A 20,032-nucleotide genomic window follows, 5' to 3' on the forward strand; every position below is an offset into this window, starting at 1 on the left:
TTCACCTCGAGCGCGACAGGGGCCTACGAACCCCCGCCAGCCTCTAGTCCTTCGAGAAGGGCCGCGACCAATCCTTCCGCGGTGAAGCGGGATGGCACCCGGTCGACGGGCAGGCCGAGGGCCGCCGCCCGCTGGGCGGTGCGGGGACCGATGCAGACCACCAGCGGGCGCCGGCCGCCGGGTCCCGCCGGTTCCCGATGCGGGAAGAACCGACCGAGCCCTTCGGGCCCCGCCGCCTCCGCCAGGGCCTCGCAGGCCGAGGGGCTGGCCAGGGTGACCGCGTCGACGCGCCCGGCGCGCACGAGCTCCAGCAGGGCCGCCGCCTCCTGCCGTCGCAGCACCGTGCGGTAGACCACCGGCGCGCGCAGCACGGCCCCGGCCTCCACCACCGGGCGGGCCGCCGCCACCGCGGCCCGGTCACCCCGCGGCCACACCACCCGCTGGCCGGGCTGGACGCGACGGGCCAGTTCCTCCCAGAGACGGGCACCGGTGAACGCGGACGGGACCACGTCGGCCCGAATCCCCACCGCCCCCTCCAGGGCACCCCGCGTCGCCTCGCCGACCACGGCGACCCGGGCACCGGCCAGCGCCCGCGCGTCGCCCCCCCGCGCCCGCAACCGCCGGGCCAGGGCGGCCACGCCGTTCTGGCTGGTGAAGACCCACCAGCTTCCGCTGGGGTCGTCCAGCTCCGCGTCGAGCTCCGCCTCGCCGGGGGCCGGCTCCACGGCGATCAGCGGGAGCTCCAGCGCCTCGCCGCCCAGGCGGCCGACGAGCTCCGCCAGATCGCCAGCCTGCTCGGCCGCCCGGGTGACCGCGACGCGCCAGCCGGCCAGCGGCGGCGCCGGCTGGCGTCCGTCCGCGGACCCGCCGCCCGCCGGCACCCCCGGTACCGGGATCACGCCGACCCCTGCCGCGGCCAGGGCCGTCCCCTCGTCCCGGGACGACCGACCGCGGACCAGCCGGACGACCCGCAGTCCGGCCCGCGCCCAGCGGGCCAGGCGCCCCGCGACGCGATCCGGCTCGAGCCGGCCGGCCACCGGCAGCCGGCCGGCCCAGGGAGGTCGTCCCGGCGCCGCCTCCGCTCCCGCTGGCGGCGTGACGAGCCAGAGGGCGGCGGTGGGCGAAGCCCACCGCTGGAGCGCCGCCTCCAGGCCGGCATCCGCCACCACGACCTCGGCGGCTCGGAGCAGCTCGCTGCCGCGGACGGTGAGCAGGCCGGGGTCGCCGGGCCCCGCCTCCACCACGTAGACCCATCCGGGCAGGCCCCAGAGCTCGCCGACGGCGGCCCGGCCGGGCGCGGCGACCCCTTCGGCGGCGCCGGCCGCACCTCGGTGGCCGCCGTCCGCAGCACCGCGTCCCCACGGGTTCTCCGCGCCCTGGTCGCCCGGCATGCGCCCACCTCCCCGATCCCGGCCCTCGCCGGCCCCGCCCGGCTCTGCCGCGCCTCGGCCGGCCGATGCCGGCATGGCGGCGTACCGCCCGCCCCGCGCGCCCCGCCCCGACCGACCGCTCAGGGTCGCCGGCCGTCGCCGTCCCCGGCGGCCGCGCCCCCACCCGCCGCCGCCAGCACGGTCCGCGCCCCCTGGGCCACCAGTCGCTCGGCCAGCGCCCGGCCGACGCCCTCGGGGTCCTGCGCCGGGCCCACCACCTCGTCCTCCAGCCAGGGCGACCCGTCCCGTCCGGCCACCATGCCCCGCAGGCGCAGGCGGGACCCCTCGACCCGCCCCCAGGCCCCCAGCGGCACCCGGCAGGTGCCGCCCAGCTCGGCCAGGAAGGCCCGCTCCGCCCGCACCGCCAGCGCCACCTCAGGGCAGTCGAGCACCGCCACCAGCCGTCGCATCGCCGCGTCGTCCCGGCGGATCTCGACGGCCAGCGCCCCCTGGCCCGGCGCCGGCAGGAGCACCGACGGCGGGACGGGTGCGCTGATCCGATGGCCCAGGCCCAGGCGTCGCAGCCCGGCGGCGGCCACCAGCAAGGCGTCCCACGCGCCCCCGTCCAGGCGTCGCAACCGCGTGTCCAGGTTCCCGCGGGCCGGTTCGACCGCCAGGTCGGGCCGTCGGGCGCGGAGCCACGCCTGACGGCGCAGGCTGCTGGTCCCCACCCGGGCACCCGGCGGAAGGCGATCCAGCGGCCCGATCGGCCCCCCCTCCCCCTTCGCCGTCACGCCGCCGTCCGGTCCCGGCTCGGTCGCCGGCGCGGCCGCCCGGGACGGGTCGGCCGCGGCCGGCAGCACCAGGGCATCGCCGGGGTCCTCGCGCTCCGGGAAGGCGGCCAGCTCCAGCCCCTCGGGCAGGCGCGTGGGCACGTCCTTGGCGCTGTGGACCGCCAAGTCGATGCGCCCGTCGCGCAGGGCCTGCTCCAGCTCCTTGACGAAGGCGCCCGCCGTCTCGAGGGCGTAGAGGGGCCGTGCCCGGTCCCGATCCCCCTGGGTGGTGATGGGGACCAGCTCCACCGCCAGGTGGGGGTGGTGCCGGCGGAGGCGCTGCGCCACCCGCTCCGCCTGGAGCCGGGCCAGCGCGCTGGAGCGGGTGCCAATGCGCACCACCCTGGCGGCCACGCTCATCCCTCCCCCTCAGAAGACGTGGCGGGTCGACCAGTGCGGCCCCACCACCAGGTAGTTGAAGAGGATGACGGCGAAGCCGACCAGCGAAAGGTACGCCAGTCGGCGCCCCCGCCACCCCGCCACGGCGCGCAGGGTCAGGAGCAGACCGTAGAACAGCCAGGCGGCCAGGCTGGCGATCACCTTGCCGTCGCTGGCCCAGCGGTCGTCCCACAGTTGCCCGGCCGAGAGGGTCCCGCTGGCCAGCGCCAGGGTGAGCAGGGCGAAGCCGCTGCCGATCAGCCACCAGCAGGCGCGGTCCATCTCCTCCAGGGCGGGGAGGTGGCGGTAGAGGCGGCTGAAGACCTTGCTCCGCAGCTGGCGCTCCTGGAGGAGGTACATGGCCGCCAGCGCCGAGGCGAGGCCGAAGGCGCAATAGCTCAAGAGGGCGATGATGGCGTGGAGCCAGATCCAGGGTGCGCCGAAGGGGTCCCCACCCCCGAGCCCGGCGACGGCCGCCGCCGACGCCGCGGGCAGGCCTTCATCGGCCGCCGCCACCGCGCCGGCCCTCGCCGGCCCGCCGACGGCCGCCACCAACACGAGCAACGCCACCACGGGCGGCAGCATGAAGGCCCCCAGGGCCCGCAGCCCCAGCAGGGACTCCAGCACGAGCCCATTGAGCACCCATCCCCAGCCGAGGAAGAACACCGACCCCTGCGGGCTCAGGAAGGGGACGTGGCCGGTCGCCACCGCGACGGCCAGGAGGCCGGTGTGCACCGCCCACGTGACGCGGGCCAGCCAGCGCGCCGCGGCATCCCGCGCCAGGCTGCCCAGCGCCCAGGCGTACCCGCCTGCGGCGGCCAGGTAGCCGAGGGTCACGGCCACGTATGCCCATCCCAGCCAGCCCTGCACCGGCTCTCACCTGCCGCCCGTCGCGGACCAGCCCCCGCCGGATCACGGCCGTCCGACCCGCGCGTCCGCGCCGCCGGCGGCCGCGCGGGCGCCCGACCGCGGCCACCGGGGATCCGGGGCCTCGCCGCCCGCCGGGGCCATCCGGTGGGGGCCATCCGCCGGCAGGGGCCCATCCGGTGCGGCCCCCGCGGCGTCCGCCTCCCCGCCGGCCCGCGGCGGGGCTTGGCCGTCGCCGGCGGCGGGGGCGTGGGTGCCCGCCCCGCGGCGGCCGCGGGGCGCCGGTTCGTCCAGGGCGAACAGCTCGGTGAAGGCCTCCTCCAGGTACACCGGGCCGCGGCCGCCCGCCACCGCCTCCTTCAGGCGCACCATCGGATCGTTGAGCAGCTTGTTGACGATCAGCCGGGTGAGGCCGTCGATCACCTGGCGGTCGCGCTCGGAGAGATGGGGCAGCTTGCGCAGCGCCCGTTCCAGCTCCTGGCGGCGCATGGCCTCGGCCTTCTCCCGCAGCGAGCGGATCAGCGGAACCACGTTCAAGCTCTGCAGCCACCCCTCGAACTGGCGCACCTCTTCGTCCAGCATCGCCTCGACCCGGCTCGCCTCCTCCCGCCGCAGCCGGAGGTTCGCCTCCACCACCGCCTCCAGGTCGTCGATGTCGTAGAGGAAGACGCCGTCCAAGCGTCCGGCCGCCGCCTCGACGTCCCGCGGCACGGCGATGTCCACCAGCAGGAGGGGGCGACCCCGCCGGCGCCGCATGGCCTCCCGCACCATGGCGGCGGTGATCAGCGGGCGGGCGGATCCGGTGGAGGCGATCACCACGTCGCACTCGACCAGGGCCTCGGCCAGCCGCTCCAAGGGCAGCGCCCGTCCTCCATAGGCCGCGGCCAGCTGCCGACCGCGCTCCACGGTCCGGTTCGCCACCACCAGCCGGCAGCCGCCGTCCTCCGCCAGGCTGCGGGCGGCCAGCTCCGCCGTCTCCCCCGCACCCACCAGCAGGACGGCCCGCCCCTCCAGCTTGCCGAACACCTTGCGGGCCAGCTCGACGGCGACGTAGCTGACGGACACCGCGTGCTGACCGATGGCCGTCTCCGTGCGCGCCCGCTTGCCCGCCGCCAGGGCCTGCTGGAACAGGCCGTGCAGCACCTTGCCACAGGTGCCGGCGGACGCGGCCGCGTGGTAGGCGTCCCGCACCTGACCCAGGATCTGGCTCTCCCCGAGCACCATGGAGTCCAGGCCCGCCGCGACGCGGAACAGGTGGCGGGCGGCGGCCGCGTCTTCCCGCAGGTAGAGGTAGGCCTCCAGCTGCTCGCGCTCCATGCCCGCCCAGCGGGCCAGGGTCTCCTGCACCTGGCGGATCCCCTGGCCGTGGTGCTCCGCCGCGGCGTAGACCTCCACCCGGTTGCAGGTGGAGAGGAGCACCACCTCGTCCACGGCCGGGAGGGCCACCAGCTCCCGCAGCGCGGACGTGGCCGCCTCCGCGTCGACCGCCAGCCGTTCCCGCACGGCGACCGGGGCCGTGCGGTGGTTCATCCCGACGAGAATCACGCCCATCGGACCCTCACGTCCCCGCGGGCCGCCGCCCCTCGTGGAGGCAGACGATGCCTGCCGACATCCGCCAGAACCGCACGCCCTCCAGGCCCGCCGCCGCCATGCGGGCGGCGAGCTCCTCCGCCCCCGGGAAGCCCCGCACCGACTGGGGCAGCCACGCGTAGGGGGCCGGTCCCGGCCCCCGCCAGCGGCGGGCCGCCCATCGCCCCATGGCCGGCACCACCCGCTCGAAGTACCAGCGGAAGGGCACCCGCACCCAGGGCCACGGGCTGTGGGAGAGCTCGAGCAGCAGCACCCGTCCCCCCGGCCGCGCGACCCGGACCATCTCCGCCAGGGCGCGGTCCAGGTCGGCTACGTTGCGCAGCGCGAACCCCATGGTCACCAGGTCGAAGCCACCGTCCGGGAAGGGCATGGCCAGGGCGTCGCCCTGCACCAGCCGGACCCGAGCCGCGAGGCCCGCCTCCTCCAGGCGGCGACGGGCGACGGCCAGCATGCCCGGCGAGAAGTCCAGCCCGGTCACGTGCCCCGACGGCCCCACCCGGCGCGCCAAGAGGGCGGTGATCTCCCCGGTGCCGCAGGCCACGTCCAGCACCCGGGCCCCCTCCAGGGGCAGCTCCTCCAGGCGCCGGGCCAGCCGCCACTGCCAGTACCGCCACTGGCCCAGGGTCATGAGCCGGTTCATCCGGTCGTAGCCGGGCGCGATGGTGTCGAAGAGCTGGCGGATGTAGGCGGCCTTCTCCGTCCCTGGTCCCGGGGCGGCGCCGAAAGCCCCCATGGCGGTCCCTTCCTCCTGGGTGGTGCGTCCCGCGCCGGGACGACCGGCACCCTCCCGCGCCGGCTCGGCCCGGGCCCGTCTCATGGGGCCGCGCTAGCGCAGGACCTCGCGCACCAGGTCGGCCACCTGCCAGGGCAGCGCGGCGACCCGGGCCCCCGCCGCCTCCAGGGCCTCGACCTTGCTCTGGTAGGTCCCCCGGCCCCGCTCGATGATGGCCCCCGCGTGCCCCATGCGCTTGCCGGGCGGTGCGTGCTTGCCGGCCAGGTAGGCGACCACGGGCTTGGACATGCCCTTGATGTACTCGGCGGCCTCCTCCTCCGCGGTGCCGCCGATCTCGCCCACCAGGACCACCGCCTCCGTCTCCTTGTCCTGCTCGAACAGCTTCAGCACGTCGATGAAGGAGAGCCCCACCACCCGGTCGCCGCCCATGCCGACCACGGTGGACTGACCGAACCCGGCGTGGGAGAGGGAGGCGGCGATCTCGTAGGAAAGGGTACCACTGCGGGCGACGATGCCCACCCGGCCGGGAGTGTAGATGGCATTGGGCATGATCCCGATCTTGGACTTGCCGGGCGAGATCACCCCGAAGGTGTTGGGGCCGACCACGGTGGCGCCCTTGAGCCGGGCCCGCGCCATGATCTCCATGGCGTCGTGCAGCGGCACGTGCTCGGTGATCACCACCACCAGCTTGATCCCGGCGTCCAGCGCCTCCAGGACCGCGTCCTTGGCGAAGGGTGCGGGCACGAAGACCACCGAGGCGGTGGCCCCGTGCTTCTCCACCGCCGCCTCCACCGTGTCGTACACGGGCACGCCCCGGACCTCCTGGCCCTCCTTGCCCGGCGAGACGCCCGCCACCACGCGGGTGCCGTAGTCCAGCATCTGGCCGGTGTGGAAGCTGCCCTGGTGGCCGGTGATGCCCTGCACCACCACCCGGGTGCGCTCGTCGATCAGGATCGCCATCTACCGCTCCCCTCCCCGCCGGGCCAGCTCGACCGCCTTGCGGGCGGCCTCGCCCATGTCCCGGAAGGCCTCGATGCCGTGCTCCCGGAGGATCGCCACGCCCTTGTCCTCGTTGGTGCCCACCAGCCGCACCACCAGCGGCACCGGGATGCCCTGCTGCTCCTTGACGGTGACGATGGCGTTGGCCACGTCGTCGCAGCGCGTGATGCCGCCGAAGATGTTGACGAAGATGACCTTGGGCCTCGTGGACACCAGCACCGCCATGGCCTTGGCCATGGGCTCCACCGCCGCGCCGCCGCCGGCGTCGAGGAAGTTCATCGCCCGCCCGCCGTACTCGGCCAGCACGTCGATGGTCGCCATGGTGATGCCGGCGCCGTTGGCCATGACGGCGATGTCACCGTCCAGCTCCACGTAGGAGAGCCCGATCTCCCGCACCCGCCGCTCCAGCTCCGTGGCCTCGCTGACCTCGGGCAGGTCCGGGTGGCGGAACCGGGCGTCGTCGTCGACGTTGAGCCGGCCGTCGGCGGCGATCAGCCGGTCGCCGGCGATCACCAGGGGGTTGATCTCCACCAGCTCGGCGTCGTAGTCGCGGAAGATCCCGTACAGCCGCGTCAGGATCTCGACGAACTGGCGGGCGACGGCACCCTCGAGCCCGAGCCGCCGGGCGATGCCGCGGGCGAAGTAGGGGTACACCCCCAGGGTGATGTCCACGGGCCGCTTGACGATGTCCTTCTCCGGGACCTCCTCGATGTTCACGCCGCCGTGCAGCGACGCGATGACCAGCGGTGCCTTGCGGCCGGTGTCCACGGCGATGCCCAGGTACAGCTCGCGGTCGATGGACAGCTTCTCCTCGACCAGCACCCGCTCGACGCGGTGGCCCCGCACCTCCTGGCCGAGCAGCCCGGCCGCCACCTCGCGGGCCGCGGCGGGCGTGTCGGCGAACCGGATGCCGCCGGCCTTGCCGCGCCCTCCGGCCAGGACCTGCGACTTGACGGCCACCGGCCCGCCGATCTCCGCGGCCACCGCGGCCGCCTCGTCGGGGGAGGCCGCCACCCGGCCCCGCGGCGTGGGGATGCCCCGCGCCCGGAAGACCTCCTTGGCCATGTACTCGAAGAACTTCAACGACGCTCACCTCACTGGGCGGTATTGGACGAACCGGCCAGGCGGGCGCGCACCGCCTCGACCCGGCGGGCCGTCGCGCGCCCCACCTCGGCGGGATCCCGGGGGCGCCGGGCCACGCCGCTGGCGGTGGCCGCCGCGGCCACCGCGGCGGCCACCGCCGGGGCCACCCGGGGGTCGCCGGCCGCGGGGATGATGTAGTCCGGCGCGAGCCGGTCCGGTTCGACCAGATCGGCGATGGCCCGCGCCGCCGCCAGCTTCATCGCCTCGTTGACCTCCCGGGCCCGCACGTCCAGGGCGCCGCGGAACACGCCGGGGAAGGCCAGCACGTTGTTGATCTGGTTGGGGAAGTCCGAGCGCCCCGTGCAGACCACCCGCGCCCCCGCGGCCGCCGCCGCGTCGGGGAAGATCTCCGGCGTCGGGTTGGCCATCGCCATGACGATGGCGTCAGGCGCCATGCTGCGCACCATGCTGGGCGTGACCGCCCCGGCCCGGGAGAGGCCGATGAACACGTCGGCCCCCTCCATCACGTCGGCCAGCTGCCCCTTGCGGCCGGCGGGGTTGCTGCGCTCCGCGATCCGCTGCTTGTACGGGTTCATCCCGTAGGGCCGGCCGGGGTAGAGGGCGCCGCGGCTGTCGCACAGCACCAGGTCGCGGGCGCCCAGATCCAGCAGCAACTGGCTGGTGGCGATGCCCGCGGCGCCCGCCCCGTTGACCACGATGCGCACGCGGTGCAGCTCCTTGCCCACCACCCGCAGGGCGTTGATCAGCGCCGCCGCGGTGACGATGGCCGTCCCGTGCTGGTCGTCGTGGAACACCGGGATGTCCAGCTCGGCCCGCAGCCGCGCCTCCACCTCGAAGCAGCGGGGGGCGGCGATGTCCTCCAGGTTGATGCCGCCGAAGCTCGGCGCCAGGGCGCGGACCACCTCGACGATCCGGCCCACCTCGCGGGCCTCGATGCACAGCGGCACCGCGTCGACGGCCGCGTACAGCTTGAAGAGGATCGCCTTGCCCTCCATCACGGGCAGGGCGGCCGCCGGACCGATGTCGCCGAGGCCCAGGACGGCGGAGCCGTCGGACACCACCGCCACCAGGTTGCCGCGGGCGGTGAGCTCGAAGGCCTCGTCGGGGTCGGCGGCGATCAGCCGGCACGGCTCGGCCACGCCGGGGGTGTAGGCCAGGCTCAGGTCGCGGCTGTCCCGCAGGGGCACCTTGCTGGCGATCTCGATCTTGCCGCGGGCCCGCCGGTGCAGGGCGACGGCCTCGGCGCGCAGGGCGTCGTCCCGCGCCGCCTCGTCCGCGGGGTCGGCACCGGCCCACCGCCCGGCGCCGACCCCGGCCGGCCCCTCGCCGCGGTCGCCGGATGCGCCAGCCTGCGGCACGCCGCGGGTCTCGTCGTGATGCTCACCCGCTCCGGCCACCGCGTGGCATCGCCTCCTCCACCGCCCCGCCCCGGCCCGCCGGGTCGCGCCCGGCGGGCCGGGGCGGGGGCACGCCTCCTCCCTCAGAGGTCCAGCTTGGCCAAGGTCTCGCGGACGTCCGCCGCCGAACGGGCGAAGGCCGCCCGCTCCTCGTCGGTGAGCTCGATCTCCAGGATCCGTTCGATGCCCTGGCCGCCGAGCACCACGGGCACGCCCATGAAGATGCCCGACTCGCCATATTCTCCCTCGAGATAGGCCGAGACCGGCAGCACCCGCTTCCGGTCGCGCAGGATCGCCTCGACCATCTCCGCCATCGCCGCCCCCGGGGCGAAGAAGGCCGAGCCCGTCTTCAGCAGGCGGACGATCTCGGCCCCGCCGTCCCGGGTCCGCCGGACCAGCTCGTCGATCTTCTCCGGCGGCAGCAGCTGCGTGATCGGGATGCCGCCGACGTGGGTGTAGCGCGGCAGCGGCACCATGGAGTCGCCGTGGCCGCCCAGCACCAGGGCGTGGACGTCCTCGAAGGAGACGCCCAGCTCCAGGGCGATGAAGGTGCGGAAGCGGGCGGAGTCCAGGATGCCGGACTGGCCCATCACGCGATGCTTGGGGAAGCCGGTGACCTTGTAGGCCACGTAGCACATGACGTCCAGCGGGTTCGTCAACACGATCAGGTAGGCATCGGGCGCGTAGCGGGCCACCTGGGCGGCGATGTCGCGGACGATGCCGGTGTTGACGTTGACCAGGTCGTCGCGGCTCATGCCGGGCTTGCGGGCGGCGCCGGCGGTGATGACCACCACCGCGGACCCGGCGATGTCGGCGTAGTCGTTGGAGCCGGTCAGGATCGTGTCGAAGCCCTCCACCGGGGCCGCCTGCATCAGGTCCAGCGCCTTGCCCTGCGGCATGCCCTCGACCACATCGACCAGGACGATGTCGGCCACCTGCTTGGTGGCCAGCCAGTGGGCCAGGGCGGCACCGGTGTTGCCCGCCCCGATGATGCTGACCTTGGGTCGCCTCAACCTAGCCTCCCCCTCCGTCGATGGACTTCGCCGGTGGGCCGGTGGTCCCACCCGTCACGAGCCGACGCCCGGCGGGCGCGGACCCGGCCCGCGGCCGGCGGCGCGCTGGCGGCCCAGCTCCCGCTCCAGCTCCCCCACCTTGCGCATGAGGCGCCCCACGTAGGCGAAGAGCAGCGCCAGGGCCGCCGTGTAGGCCCAAAACAAATAGATCAGCAGCCGTTGGTCGAGTTCGGGGGTGATCGGTGGCACGCCTAGCCCTCCTCGGTCTGGGCCCGCGCCCGCCGGTGGATCTCCTCGGCCAAGCGGCCGATGCGCACCCGCTGGCTCAACAGGAGGAAGAACAGCAGGGTGAAGGCGAGGACGGCGGACTGCAGCGCCAGGCGCATGGCGGGGTCGAGGCGCATGTCCCCGCCCTGGCGCAGGACGGGGTGGATGGAGGTCCACCACACCGACGACATGTACACGATGGGCACGTTGAGGAAGCCCGCGATCCCCAGCACCGCCGCGTACCGGCCCCGGCTCGCCGGTTCGTCCACCGCCGCCCGGATCAGCAGGTAGCCCACGTACAGGAACCAGAGGATCAGCGTGGTGGTCAGCTTGGGGTCCCAGGTCCACCACACGCCCCACACCGCCCGGGCCCACAGCGAACCCATCACCAGGGTGATGGTGGTGAAGAGCACCCCCAGCTCGGCGGCCGCCGCGGCCAGCCGGTCCCACCGCGCCTGGGGCCGCCTCAGGTACGCGAGGGAGGCGACGAAGACGAGGGCGAAGGCCAGGAAGCCCACCCATGCCGCCGCCACGTGGAAGTAGAAGATGCGGTGGACGTTGCCCATCACCCGTTCGGGGGGTGCGTAGCGAAGGGCCATGTACAGCGCCCCGACCAGGGCCGCGTAGGTGATCAGCAGGAAGCCTGCCGCCCGGCGTGACATGGCTCGCCTCCTAGCGGGCTACCACATAGTCGAACAGCAGGGCGCCGGCGACCAGGAACATGGTATCATACACCGCCAGCCCTCGAAACCAAAGGGCCGCCTGTTCGGGAGACCCCGCCAGGGCCGCCCCGGCCGCCTGGACCGCCCCCAGGAGCACCGGGGCGGTCAGGGGGAAGAGCAGCACCGGCAGCAGCGCCTCGCGCCCCCGCACCGAGGCGGTCAACGCACCCAGGAGCGTGCCGACGGCCGCCAAGCCCGCCGTCCCCAGCCCCATGGCCAGGACGAACCCGGCCCAGTGGGGCGCCCCCTGGTACCCCAGCCAGGCGAGGACGACGGGCACCAGCGCCAGCTCCAAGAGCAGCAGCTGCGCCCCCTGGGAGGCGACCCGGGCCAGGTAGAGCAGGCTGCGGTCCACCGGCGCCAGCAGCAACCCCTCCAGCGTGCCGCGGTCGGCCTCCTGGGCGAAGCTGCGGCCGAACAGCAGCACCGCGGCGAAGTAGAAGGCCACCCACAACAGGCCCCCCATGAGGGGCGACAGCCGGTTGCGGTTGGGATCGAGGGCGAAGGCCAGGGACAGGCCCACCAGCAGGACGAAGGTCGCCAGCCCGAGCAGGCCCTCCCGGCGCCGCCACTCCTGGCGCCAGTCGCGGCCCATCAGGGCCGCCACGGCGCCCCACGCGGCTCGCACCGAAGGCCACGGGACCCCCGGGACGGGCCCCGGCCCTTCCGCGGGGGCCGGGGCCGGATCCGCCCGCGACCCGGCGGGAGGGACCGGTCCACCCGGGCGCCGGGCCGCCCGCGCCGCCCCCCTACCCCCCGCCTCTGGGGCGGCGGGGTCCCCCGCGGCGACCGGCTCGTCGACCTCCGCACCCGCGGCCGCCGCCCTTCCCCCGATCTCGTCGGCCTGGCCGCGCGCCCGGCGGCAGGGTGGCGGCCCTTCGGCGGCACCGCCCGCCCTCGAGCCCCCTTCCGGGCCGACGTCCGCCGACGCCCCCCCTGCCTCCAGCCACCCCTCCAGCGCCGACCAGTCCACCGACGTCGCCGCGGCCGCTCGGCCGCGGCCGCCGCCCAGCAGCAAGACCCGTTCGGCCAGGCGGGCGGCGCGGTCCACGTCGTGGAGGACGACCACGGCGGTCCCGCCCGACGCGCGGTGCTCCTGCAGCAACCCCTCCAAGAGGCGGGCCGCGCCGGCGTCCAGGCCGGTGAAGGGCTCGTCCCACAACCAGAGGATCGGCCGGTGCATCAGGCACCGGGCCACCTCCAGGCGCTGGGCCAGCCCCCGGGAGAGCCACCCCGCCGGCCGATGGGCGACCGCGTCGAGCCCCAGCCGCTCCAGCAGGGCCGCCGCCCGCCGCCGGGCGGCGGCGGCCTCCATGCCGTACAGCCGTCCGAAGAAGACCAGGTTCTCCAGGGCCGACAGGTCGGGATGGCTCAGGGGGCGGTGCCCCACGTACCCGATCAGGTGCCGCCACGCCGAGGCCGCCGGGGATGCGGCACGGCCGGCCACCCACACCTCCCCGCCGTCGGGCAGGAGCAGACCGGCCACCACCCGGAGGAGGGTGGTCTTGCCGGAGCCGTTCGGCCCCATCACCACGCCGATCTCGCCGGGGCCCACCCGCCAGCTCACGTCGCGGAAGACCACCTGCTCCCCGAACCGCCGCGCGAGTCCCCGCAGCTCCAGGGCACCGTCGCGGGAAGCCCCCTCCGCGGCGCTCCCGGCGGGCACCGGATCTCGAGCCGGCTCGCCGAGGCGACCGCCCGCCCGCCCGACCCGCCGCCCCCGGGCCGCCAGCTGGGCCGCAGGCGACGGCGACCTCACCCCGGGGTCACCTCCCGTGCGTCCCCTCGCGCATCGTCCTGGGGGTCGAGGACGGCGGTCGGCCCCCCGGCGGACCGCCCGCCGCCGGCGCCATGGGCCGCGGCGGACGCCCGACCCTCCGCCGGGCGCCGCACCTCCGTCCAACGGCCCGCGCGGGGGCCGGCCCCTGCCGCAGCCGAACGGTCCGCCGCGCCCCGTCCCGATGCCGCCCACCAGCGCCGGGTGGCGACCACCGCCGCCGCCACCAGCCGGCGCCGCTCCGCCTCGTACGCACCGGTCGGGATCTCGCCCTGGGCATGGGCACGGTCCAGCTCCACGATGGCCTGGATCAGGGCCCGGCGCCGGCGCTCCCACCGGCCGGGGCTCCGCATCCAACGGACCGTGGCGACCCCCCCGGCGGCCAGCAGCACGGCCCCGAACCCCAGCACCCAAGGGGCGACCTGCCGGCCGGAACGGGGCGCCGGCCGGAGGCCGGGAGGCTCGCCGCCCCCGGGCGCCGCCGCGCCCGGGGGCGCAAGGGTCAGCCGGTAGCCCCCCGCGGGGAGCGGCCCGGCGGCGAAGGCCGCCAGGTCCATGCCGGGCAGGCCCACCGCATCCCCCGCCACGGTGCCCGCCGGGCGCATGCCCTCACCCCGGACCTCGAGCTGATCCGCCACCGTCAGGACCACCAGCCGCTCGGCGGGCGCAGGCAACACCAGTTCCAGGTGGCCCGGGGTGCCCTCCGGGTCCGCCAAGAGGACGTAAGCATAGTCCCGCGCTCCATCGCCGCGGGACGGCGCCGGATCGACGAGGCGGCCGTCCTCCCACCGGAGGCCCTCCGGCAACGGCTCGGCGGGCTGGCCTCCAGCGACTGCTGGCAGGATGCGCGGTCCCGGCGCAGCCGGTGGCGCCGACGGGCGGGACGACGTCCCGGAGCCCGTGCCGGCGGTGGGACCTCCGCCGCTGCCGCCCGCCGCAGGGCCGCCCTCAGCGCCTCCGCGCCACCGGGCGAGGAACAAGACGGCCATCCCCCGCCCCTCCGGGTCGGGCCGCAGCACCAGGGTGATCCGCTCCCATGGCGCCGCCCCGCCGTCCGACCCCTGGGCCCCCGCGGGGGCCGGCGACCCCATCAGGATGCACGCGCCGAGGACCACCGCCGCCAGCGCCCGCCGCCACCGGCGGCCGGCGGCGTCCCGCAGCCGGCTGCGCCGTCCCATCCCCTGCCCTTCCGGTGCCCCGCCGCCCCGGGCGGGAGCAGGGCGAGCCCCGATCCCGCCGGTCATCGGGCCGCCTCGGCACGCGCCGACTCGTACTTGGACGGGCACTTCACCATGACGCGATCGGCCACCAGCGTGTCCCCCTCGAGGCGCCCCTCCACCACCACGTCGACGCCGTCCTGCAGGAGATCCGGCTTGACGCCCTTGTAGACCACGGGGAGCGGACGGCCCGAGTCGCCGGCCATCGCGAAGGCCAGGGTGACGTCGTGGACGGACCAGGCCACCGTACCGGGTGCGACCCGGCCGTGCACCCGGACGAACCTCCCCTCCAGCTGGTCGGCGCGCCCCAGGGCTTGATCGACGGACAGGTAGTACGTCTTCGCGCTCTGAAAGCCCATCAACGAGAGGTAGGCGATGCCAGCCAGGACCACCAGCACGGCCAGCCCCACCTTCACGCGCGCGGACACCGCCGTCACCGCCCTCGACAGGTCTTGCCACGGCCACCCGATTATAGCCCCAGCCGCCGTCTGCGAAACAACCGGTCGGTCACCCGAGCCGCCGGCTTGGTCCGGGCGTCCCGGGAGCGCAGCCTTACGGCCAACTGGGGCCGTGTCGGACGCGGTCTCGGCGCCCCGTACCCGTTCACGACCGTCCCCGGCGCCCTCATTCCTCCAGGTGCAGGGCGTGGACCTGGACGGTCTCGGTCACGCGGTAGACATGGCTCAGGGCCAGGGCCCGGCCGTGGATCCGGTAGTGGACGCGGACCCGGACGGCGCCGTCCACGGCGAAGGTGCCCGGTCGCCGCCAGCGCACGGAGAAGACGGGCCCCGGGTCGTAGTCCACCTCCACCCGTTCCGTGAAGGGCGGGTTCTGGATCTCGGCGCGGAGACGATAGGTCGCCGGCCGCCCGACCACCCAGCGGCGGGGACCCTCCAGCGCCAGCTGGACCCGCGGCGCCTCGGGCGCGGCCGCCGGGAAGAGCCGCCACCGCGCCAGCTCCCGGGCGGCGGCCAGGACCGCGTCGTCGGCCAGGCCGGGGATCGCCGCCCCCACGGCCCGGGCGGCGGCGTCGGCGGGTGGCACCGTCACGTGCCAACGGTAGCGGATCAGGGGACGCCCCGTCCCGTCGTAGGAGATGGCCTCCACCGCGTAGCTCCCGGCGCCGGGGAAGCGATGGGGTTGCTGGACGATGGCGTGGTTCGGGTTCGGGTCGACCCACTGCGTCCCGTCGCCGAAGTCCCACCGCCAGAGGACGTGCCCGCGCTCGAGGGACTGCCAGTGGGTGGTGCGACGGGTCGGCAACGTCACCTCGATGGCCGGGATCCCCGGGGGCAACTGGACGACCCCGTGGGTCGCCGAGGGCAGCGGCGGCGGCTCGCGCCGCGAGCGTGAGGCGTTCCCGCCCGCCCGCCCCCCGCGCCCCGCGCCGTCCGGCGCGGGCGGGCTCCACCGCGGACGCTCCACCGCGTCGGGTGGCTGCAGCAACCCTCCGAGCGCCGCCCCCGGCTCGTCCCCCAACGGGTCCGCGCCCGGCACCCAGTTGGGCGGTGGCGGGAGCCCGCGGCCTACGGGGACCCCGTCGGCCGGTGGTCCCGCTGCGTCGCCGTCTTCCCACACGACGCGCCACGTCAGGGCCCCCGGGTTGGAGGCGGTGGTGTCGCCACCGGCCTCGCCGGCAGGCCGCCCCGCGGCGGGTTCGTCCGGTTGGCCGATGGGTCCGGCATCGCCTCCCTCGCCGCCGAAGCGCACCTCCGTCAACGGCGGATCGGCCGGAACGGTGAAGACCCACAGCGAACCCTCCCGGCGCCCGGGCAGCCGGTACCAGTTGCCGGCGGCGTCGCGGCCGGCGGCCCAGGCGGCCGCCGGCGGCTCTCCCCCAACCGTCCCGATCTCCAGGCGCCAACGACCGGTCGTCGACACCGCCGTCCGCTGTCCAGCCGGCACCGCGAACCCCGCGGCGGTCGCGTCGACGGCGGTGCGCTCCCCGGTGCCCCCGGCAGCCAGGGCCGGGACCGCGCCGGCCGCGACCACCGCGGACATGGTCGGCCCTGCCCGCGGACCGCCGAGGTCGAGGAGGCCGGCGAGGCCGGCGATCATGGCCAGGACGCGGAGCCTGGCAACGCCTCGCGCGGGGTCCGCGCCCGCGGTGCGCATCCCCACCACCCCCGGGTCGGCTCCCGCGGGAGGGGTGGCCCTGGGGGTCGGCCCACCCCCGCGGCACCCGTCCCGCATCGGTCGACCCAAATCATACCAGATACAATCCATGAAATGGAATATCCAGTCTATAGATCGATCCCGGAGGGCCGTCCTCGGGGTCCTCGCCGGAGGCCCGGCGCCGCCGAAGCCGCCGGGGGGTGCTCGCCGGGATCGCCGGCGCTCCCTCCGGCGAGTCGCGGGCATCGCTTGGGGCTGCGCAGGCAGGGGTTGAGAACAGGTCGCAGGCGCCTTGCGGGAGCGGCGATCCCCTCACCGCCGGCGGGGGAGGGGCGAGGGGATCGCGGTCCGGAGGGGATGGCGAGAGGTCGTTCACTCCTCGAGATGGCGGGCGACGAACCCGGCCGCCGTCTCCGCCAGCTTGAGCTCCAGGGTGCCGGTGTCCCGCCCCGCCTCCCGCGAGGCGATGATCACCGTCCCCACGGGGTCGCCGCCCACCACGATGGGGGCGATGACCTCGCTGGCGAAGGGACAGGGCTTGTCGTCGTCGGCGCCCACCAAGGGGCCCGGGTGCCGGTGCCGGTCGGCGGTGAAGTGCAGGATCTGCCGCTGATCCATGGCCTGGTAGACCACCGATCCGATGGGCTTGCCCACGAACTCCTTGGGCGGGGCGCCGGCCACGGTCACCACCTGGTCGCGGTCAGTCACCATGGCGATCAGACCCGAGGCCTCGGCCAGGGATTCGGCGATGCCGCGGACCATGTCCTCGAGATCGGCGATGGCCGAGTACTTCTTGAGGATGACCTCGCCGCCCTTGTCGACGAAGATCTCCAGGGGGTCCCCATCGCGGATGTTCATGCTGCGGCGGATCTCGATGGGGATGACGATCCGCCCCAGGTCGTCGATGCGCCGCACCACCCCAGTGGCCTTCATGACGTCACCTCTTCTGCCCCGTGGTGTGGACGACCCCGGCCGGGGGCCCGGTCCGCGTTGCGCGTCCGCGGCGCATCCCGTGCAACCGTGGCAGTTCCACCATGGTCGCGCCAGCCGGTCCGCACCCGCCCGTCGCGCCGGCGTCCCGCCGGCGGCCCATCCGGCGGCAGCGCACACCGGCGGTGCATCCTGCGGCGGCGCGCGACGTCCCAGGAACCCGGCGACCGGCCGGGACCGGTGCCCTGCGCGAACGGCGGTCCGGGCACCCGCGAAGGGGAGCCGGCACCGGTGCCGTTAGTATGCAGTGGCGCGCGCGGCGCCTATTCGAGCCACCAGGGATGGTAGGCGGTGCACCAAATGCAGAGGAGGCGGCGGAGCCGCCTCCCCTGGGCGGGGTCACGAGCGCCTCGGCACCCGTTGGGATGGGAACCCGTGACCCTCGCCGTCCATACGTTGTCCCGGCGGGTCGGACGCCAAACCGGAAACTGCTGGCACGGGCGGCGGTCCGCCCGCGCGCCGCGGGCCGCCGTGGGCGGCCCGGTGGCCGCCGGCTGCCCCTCAGTCGACGGCCGCGGCGGGCCCCAGGTAGGCTCGGACCAGCGCCTCGACCACGCGGATGCGGTCGAGCCGCTGGGCCAGGACCCGCGCCCCGCGATGGGCGGTGATGTAGGCCGGCTCGCCCGTCACCAGGAAGTGGGCCAACTGGCGCGCCGGGTCGTAGCCCCGTTCGCGAAGCGCGGCCAGGATCGCCTCGAGGATCCGCCGCTCCTCCGCGTCCAGCTCCGCCGCGGCGGCCAGGGGCAGGACCGGCAGCTGCCGGGTCCCCTCCACCGGCGTCGGCGGATGGGCGGCGTCCAGGTCGCGCGACCGGTGCCCCGGCGGCCGCGTCTCCAACGGGCTCCGCGCCGTCGACCCCGGGCCCCACGGCTCACGCGCCGCCGCGTGCTGGTCGGCGCCCTCACCCCCGCGACCGGGCCCTTGCCCGCCGGCGCCCGGAGCGCCGACGGCACCGTCAGCGGCCGGTCGACCGGACCCGTCGCCCCGGCCCGGGGCGGCCTGGCAGCCGCCCTCGTCGCGCTTCATCACGGCACGCCTCCCGCCGGTTCCTCCGCGTCCCCGAGGGTCAGAGCAGCATCTCGCCCGACTTGGGGAAGTACCCGGAGGCGATCAGCGCGTCCATGATCTTGTGGACCTCCGCGAACATCGGCTCCACGTCGGGTTCGTCGCTGCAGTCGACCTGCCACACGTAGACGGCGTACGCCTCGTGCACCGCCACCCGGCCGTCGGGCAGCACGGAGATGACGAACTTGACCTCCGGGATGTTGTCGTGCTCGATGTTCTCGAACAGGATCTGCTTGATCGAGTTGGCCAGCGGCGGGACCTGCTCGGCCGACGGCACGTCGAACACGTAGCGGATCTCGACGTCGACCGTCAGGTCCGGCTCCGTCTCCTTGTGGGTGCAGTCGTCCTCCTCTGCATGATACAGCCCGCAACTGCCCCCGTAGACCGTCTCCGCCGTCAGCACCGAGTCCCAGGTGAAGCTGATCTCCGCCCGGACCCGGTGCGGCGGCTCGTCCCCTTCGGGGACGCACACGAAAAGGCAGTGGCGGTCCATGGTCTGCGTCTCCACGTGATGCTCGACGCGCCGGATCTCGAGACCGGCCGCCTCCGCCGCGTCGAACAGCACGTCGCACAAATCCTCGTAGCGCAACATCGGCGGTGCCCCTTCCCGAGTTGGCGACTCCCCAAGGCACGAAGCCCCGGGCGGCGCCCCGCCCCGGGCTCCATCAACCAACTATAATAGATCAGCGCGGATGGGGGCAGCTAGGCCTGGAAGCGGCAGGCCGCGCCGCGGGCCGTGGACCCCGTGCCCTCCCGGGACCCGCGCGTCAACGGCCCGCCGGGGGCCGCCAGGGCCTCCCGGCGAGGGGGAGCAGCGCCAGCAGCACGAGGAAGGGCGCGCAGCCCCACAGCAGCAGGGGGTTGCCGACGAGCCGCGGGTCCCCCGCGCTGGCGGCGCCGGCGCCAAAGGCCGGCACGTCCAGCACGCCGAGGGAGACGGCATTCCCCACGACGAAGGCGCCCAGCGCGCCGACGACGGCGAGCGCGGCCCCGAGGAAGCCCCGCCCCCGGGACAGGTCCTCCTCCGGCAGGACGTCCGTCCAGAGCAGCCCCCACCGCTTGACGCGCTCGTAGAGGAAGCGCAGCAGCACCGGGCCCAGCACCGCCGGGAAGAGGAAGTTGTTGAGGGTGATCACGTTCCCCAGGACCGCGAAGGGCAGGAGGCGGAGGACCTCCAGGCCCCAGGCGATGACCGTGGCGCAGGCGATGGCGCTGATCAGGGTCAGCACGATGAACTCCACCACCTGCCGGGGATTGCGCATGGTGGGCTCTTCCCGGCTGCTGAGGGGGCCGAGCCAGCCCCAGAGGGCCCACGGGATGAGTCCGAGGAAGAAGTTGCCGACGAACCCGAACAGACTGCCGGGACCGAAGGTGCCGCCCACCATGTCCCCGATCAGGTTGCCCACGGCGGTCCCCCACGCCGCCGCGGGGCCGAAGAGCAGCGAGAGGACGGGCGGCAACACCTGGGCCACCCGGATCTCGGTGATGCCGGGGATCAGCGGGAAGGGCTTGAAGGGGATGAGCACGGCCGCGTAGAGGCCGGCGGAGAGCGCCGCGCCGTCAAGGCGATCATCCGCGAGTGCCGCCACATGGTG

The 20,032-nt window shown here is 75.4% G+C and carries 19 protein-coding genes; all 19 read right to left on the reverse strand.

Features of this window, described 5'->3' with window-relative positions:
• Window positions 1-23: 23 nt before the first annotated feature.
• The 19 genes from E1B22_RS09925 to E1B22_RS10015 all read right to left on the reverse strand — a co-directional run bounded on the left by E1B22_RS09925 (window position 24) and on the right by E1B22_RS10015 (window position 20,026).
• Window positions 24-1,391 (reverse strand): uroporphyrinogen-III synthase, encoded by a 1,368-nt coding sequence (locus E1B22_RS09925; RefSeq protein WP_243123314.1) that lies wholly within the window; start codon window positions 1,389-1,391, stop codon window positions 24-26.
• A 119-nt stretch (window positions 1,392-1,510) separates the two neighbouring features.
• Window positions 1,511-2,563: a hydroxymethylbilane synthase gene (gene hemC / locus E1B22_RS09930; protein WP_371413468.1), complete on the reverse strand. Its 1,053-nt coding sequence runs from the start codon at window positions 2,561-2,563 to the stop codon at window positions 1,511-1,513.
• A 9-nt stretch (window positions 2,564-2,572) separates the two neighbouring features.
• Window positions 2,573-3,424 (reverse strand): inner membrane protein YpjD, encoded by an 852-nt coding sequence (locus E1B22_RS09935; RefSeq protein ID WP_243123315.1) that lies wholly within the window; start codon window positions 3,422-3,424, stop codon window positions 2,573-2,575.
• Between the two features lie 69 nt (window positions 3,425-3,493).
• Window positions 3,494-4,999, reverse strand: a complete 1,506-nt coding sequence (hemA, locus tag E1B22_RS09940; protein WP_135225524.1) for a glutamyl-tRNA reductase — start codon at window positions 4,997-4,999, stop codon at window positions 3,494-3,496.
• Window positions 5,000-5,006: 7 nt separating this feature from the next.
• Window positions 5,007-5,771: a class I SAM-dependent methyltransferase gene (locus E1B22_RS09945; RefSeq protein ID WP_135225525.1), complete on the reverse strand. Its 765-nt coding sequence runs from the start codon at window positions 5,769-5,771 to the stop codon at window positions 5,007-5,009.
• 93 nt (window positions 5,772-5,864) lie between these two features.
• Window positions 5,865-6,731: a succinate--CoA ligase subunit alpha gene (gene sucD, locus E1B22_RS09950; protein ID WP_135225526.1), complete on the reverse strand. Its 867-nt coding sequence runs from the start codon at window positions 6,729-6,731 to the stop codon at window positions 5,865-5,867.
• Window positions 6,732-7,853, reverse strand: a complete 1,122-nt coding sequence (gene sucC / locus E1B22_RS09955) for an ADP-forming succinate--CoA ligase subunit beta (RefSeq protein ID WP_135225527.1) — start codon at window positions 7,851-7,853, stop codon at window positions 6,732-6,734. It abuts the gene before it with no gap.
• A gap of 11 nt (window positions 7,854-7,864) precedes the next feature.
• Complete coding sequence (locus E1B22_RS09960; protein WP_135226092.1) at window positions 7,865-9,124, reverse strand: NADP-dependent malic enzyme; 1,260 nt, start codon at window positions 9,122-9,124, stop codon at window positions 7,865-7,867.
• 230 nt (window positions 9,125-9,354) lie between these two features.
• Window positions 9,355-10,284, reverse strand: coding sequence for a malate dehydrogenase (gene mdh / locus E1B22_RS09965; RefSeq protein WP_135225528.1), 930 nt, complete (start codon window positions 10,282-10,284; stop codon window positions 9,355-9,357).
• Between the two features lie 54 nt (window positions 10,285-10,338).
• Window positions 10,339-10,533 (reverse strand): CcmD family protein, encoded by a 195-nt coding sequence (locus E1B22_RS09970; protein WP_135225529.1) that lies wholly within the window; start codon window positions 10,531-10,533, stop codon window positions 10,339-10,341.
• Window positions 10,534-10,535: 2 nt separating this feature from the next.
• Window positions 10,536-11,213: a cytochrome c biogenesis protein gene (locus tag E1B22_RS13745; RefSeq protein ID WP_135225530.1), complete on the reverse strand. Its 678-nt coding sequence runs from the start codon at window positions 11,211-11,213 to the stop codon at window positions 10,536-10,538.
• A 10-nt stretch (window positions 11,214-11,223) separates the two neighbouring features.
• Entirely contained in the window at window positions 11,224-13,032 is a 1,809-nt protein-coding gene (gene ccmA, locus E1B22_RS13945) for a heme ABC exporter ATP-binding protein CcmA (protein ID WP_167758909.1), read from the reverse strand.
• Window positions 13,029-14,228, reverse strand: coding sequence for a hypothetical protein (locus E1B22_RS12915; RefSeq protein WP_207669860.1), 1,200 nt, complete (start codon window positions 14,226-14,228; stop codon window positions 13,029-13,031). Before E1B22_RS12915 ends, ccmA begins: the two co-directional genes overlap by 4 nt.
• A 62-nt stretch (window positions 14,229-14,290) precedes the next feature.
• Window positions 14,291-14,695, reverse strand: a complete 405-nt coding sequence (locus E1B22_RS09990; protein WP_135225532.1) for a cytochrome c maturation protein CcmE — start codon at window positions 14,693-14,695, stop codon at window positions 14,291-14,293.
• A gap of 196 nt (window positions 14,696-14,891) precedes the next feature.
• On the reverse strand, window positions 14,892-16,268 hold the full coding sequence (locus E1B22_RS09995; protein ID WP_243123316.1) for a PKD domain-containing protein: 1,377 nt from the start codon (window positions 16,266-16,268) through the stop codon (window positions 14,892-14,894).
• A gap of 486 nt (window positions 16,269-16,754) precedes the next feature.
• On the reverse strand, window positions 16,755-17,315 hold the full coding sequence (locus tag E1B22_RS10000) for a stage V sporulation T C-terminal domain-containing protein (protein WP_135225534.1): 561 nt from the start codon (window positions 17,313-17,315) through the stop codon (window positions 16,755-16,757).
• Between the two features lie 558 nt (window positions 17,316-17,873).
• Window positions 17,874-18,398, reverse strand: a complete 525-nt coding sequence (locus E1B22_RS10005) for an IreB family regulatory phosphoprotein (RefSeq protein ID WP_135225535.1) — start codon at window positions 18,396-18,398, stop codon at window positions 17,874-17,876.
• 40 nt (window positions 18,399-18,438) lie between these two features.
• Window positions 18,439-19,029 (reverse strand): hypothetical protein, encoded by a 591-nt coding sequence (locus E1B22_RS10010; protein WP_135225536.1) that lies wholly within the window; start codon window positions 19,027-19,029, stop codon window positions 18,439-18,441.
• Between the two features lie 175 nt (window positions 19,030-19,204).
• Window positions 19,205-20,026: a QueT transporter family protein gene (locus tag E1B22_RS10015; protein WP_135225537.1), complete on the reverse strand. Its 822-nt coding sequence runs from the start codon at window positions 20,024-20,026 to the stop codon at window positions 19,205-19,207.
• Window positions 20,027-20,032: the final 6 nt, after the last annotated feature.

This window comes from Thermaerobacter sp. FW80, from assembly GCF_004634385.1.
GTDB lineage: Bacteria > Bacillota > Sulfobacillia > Thermaerobacterales > Thermaerobacteraceae > Thermaerobacter > Thermaerobacter composti.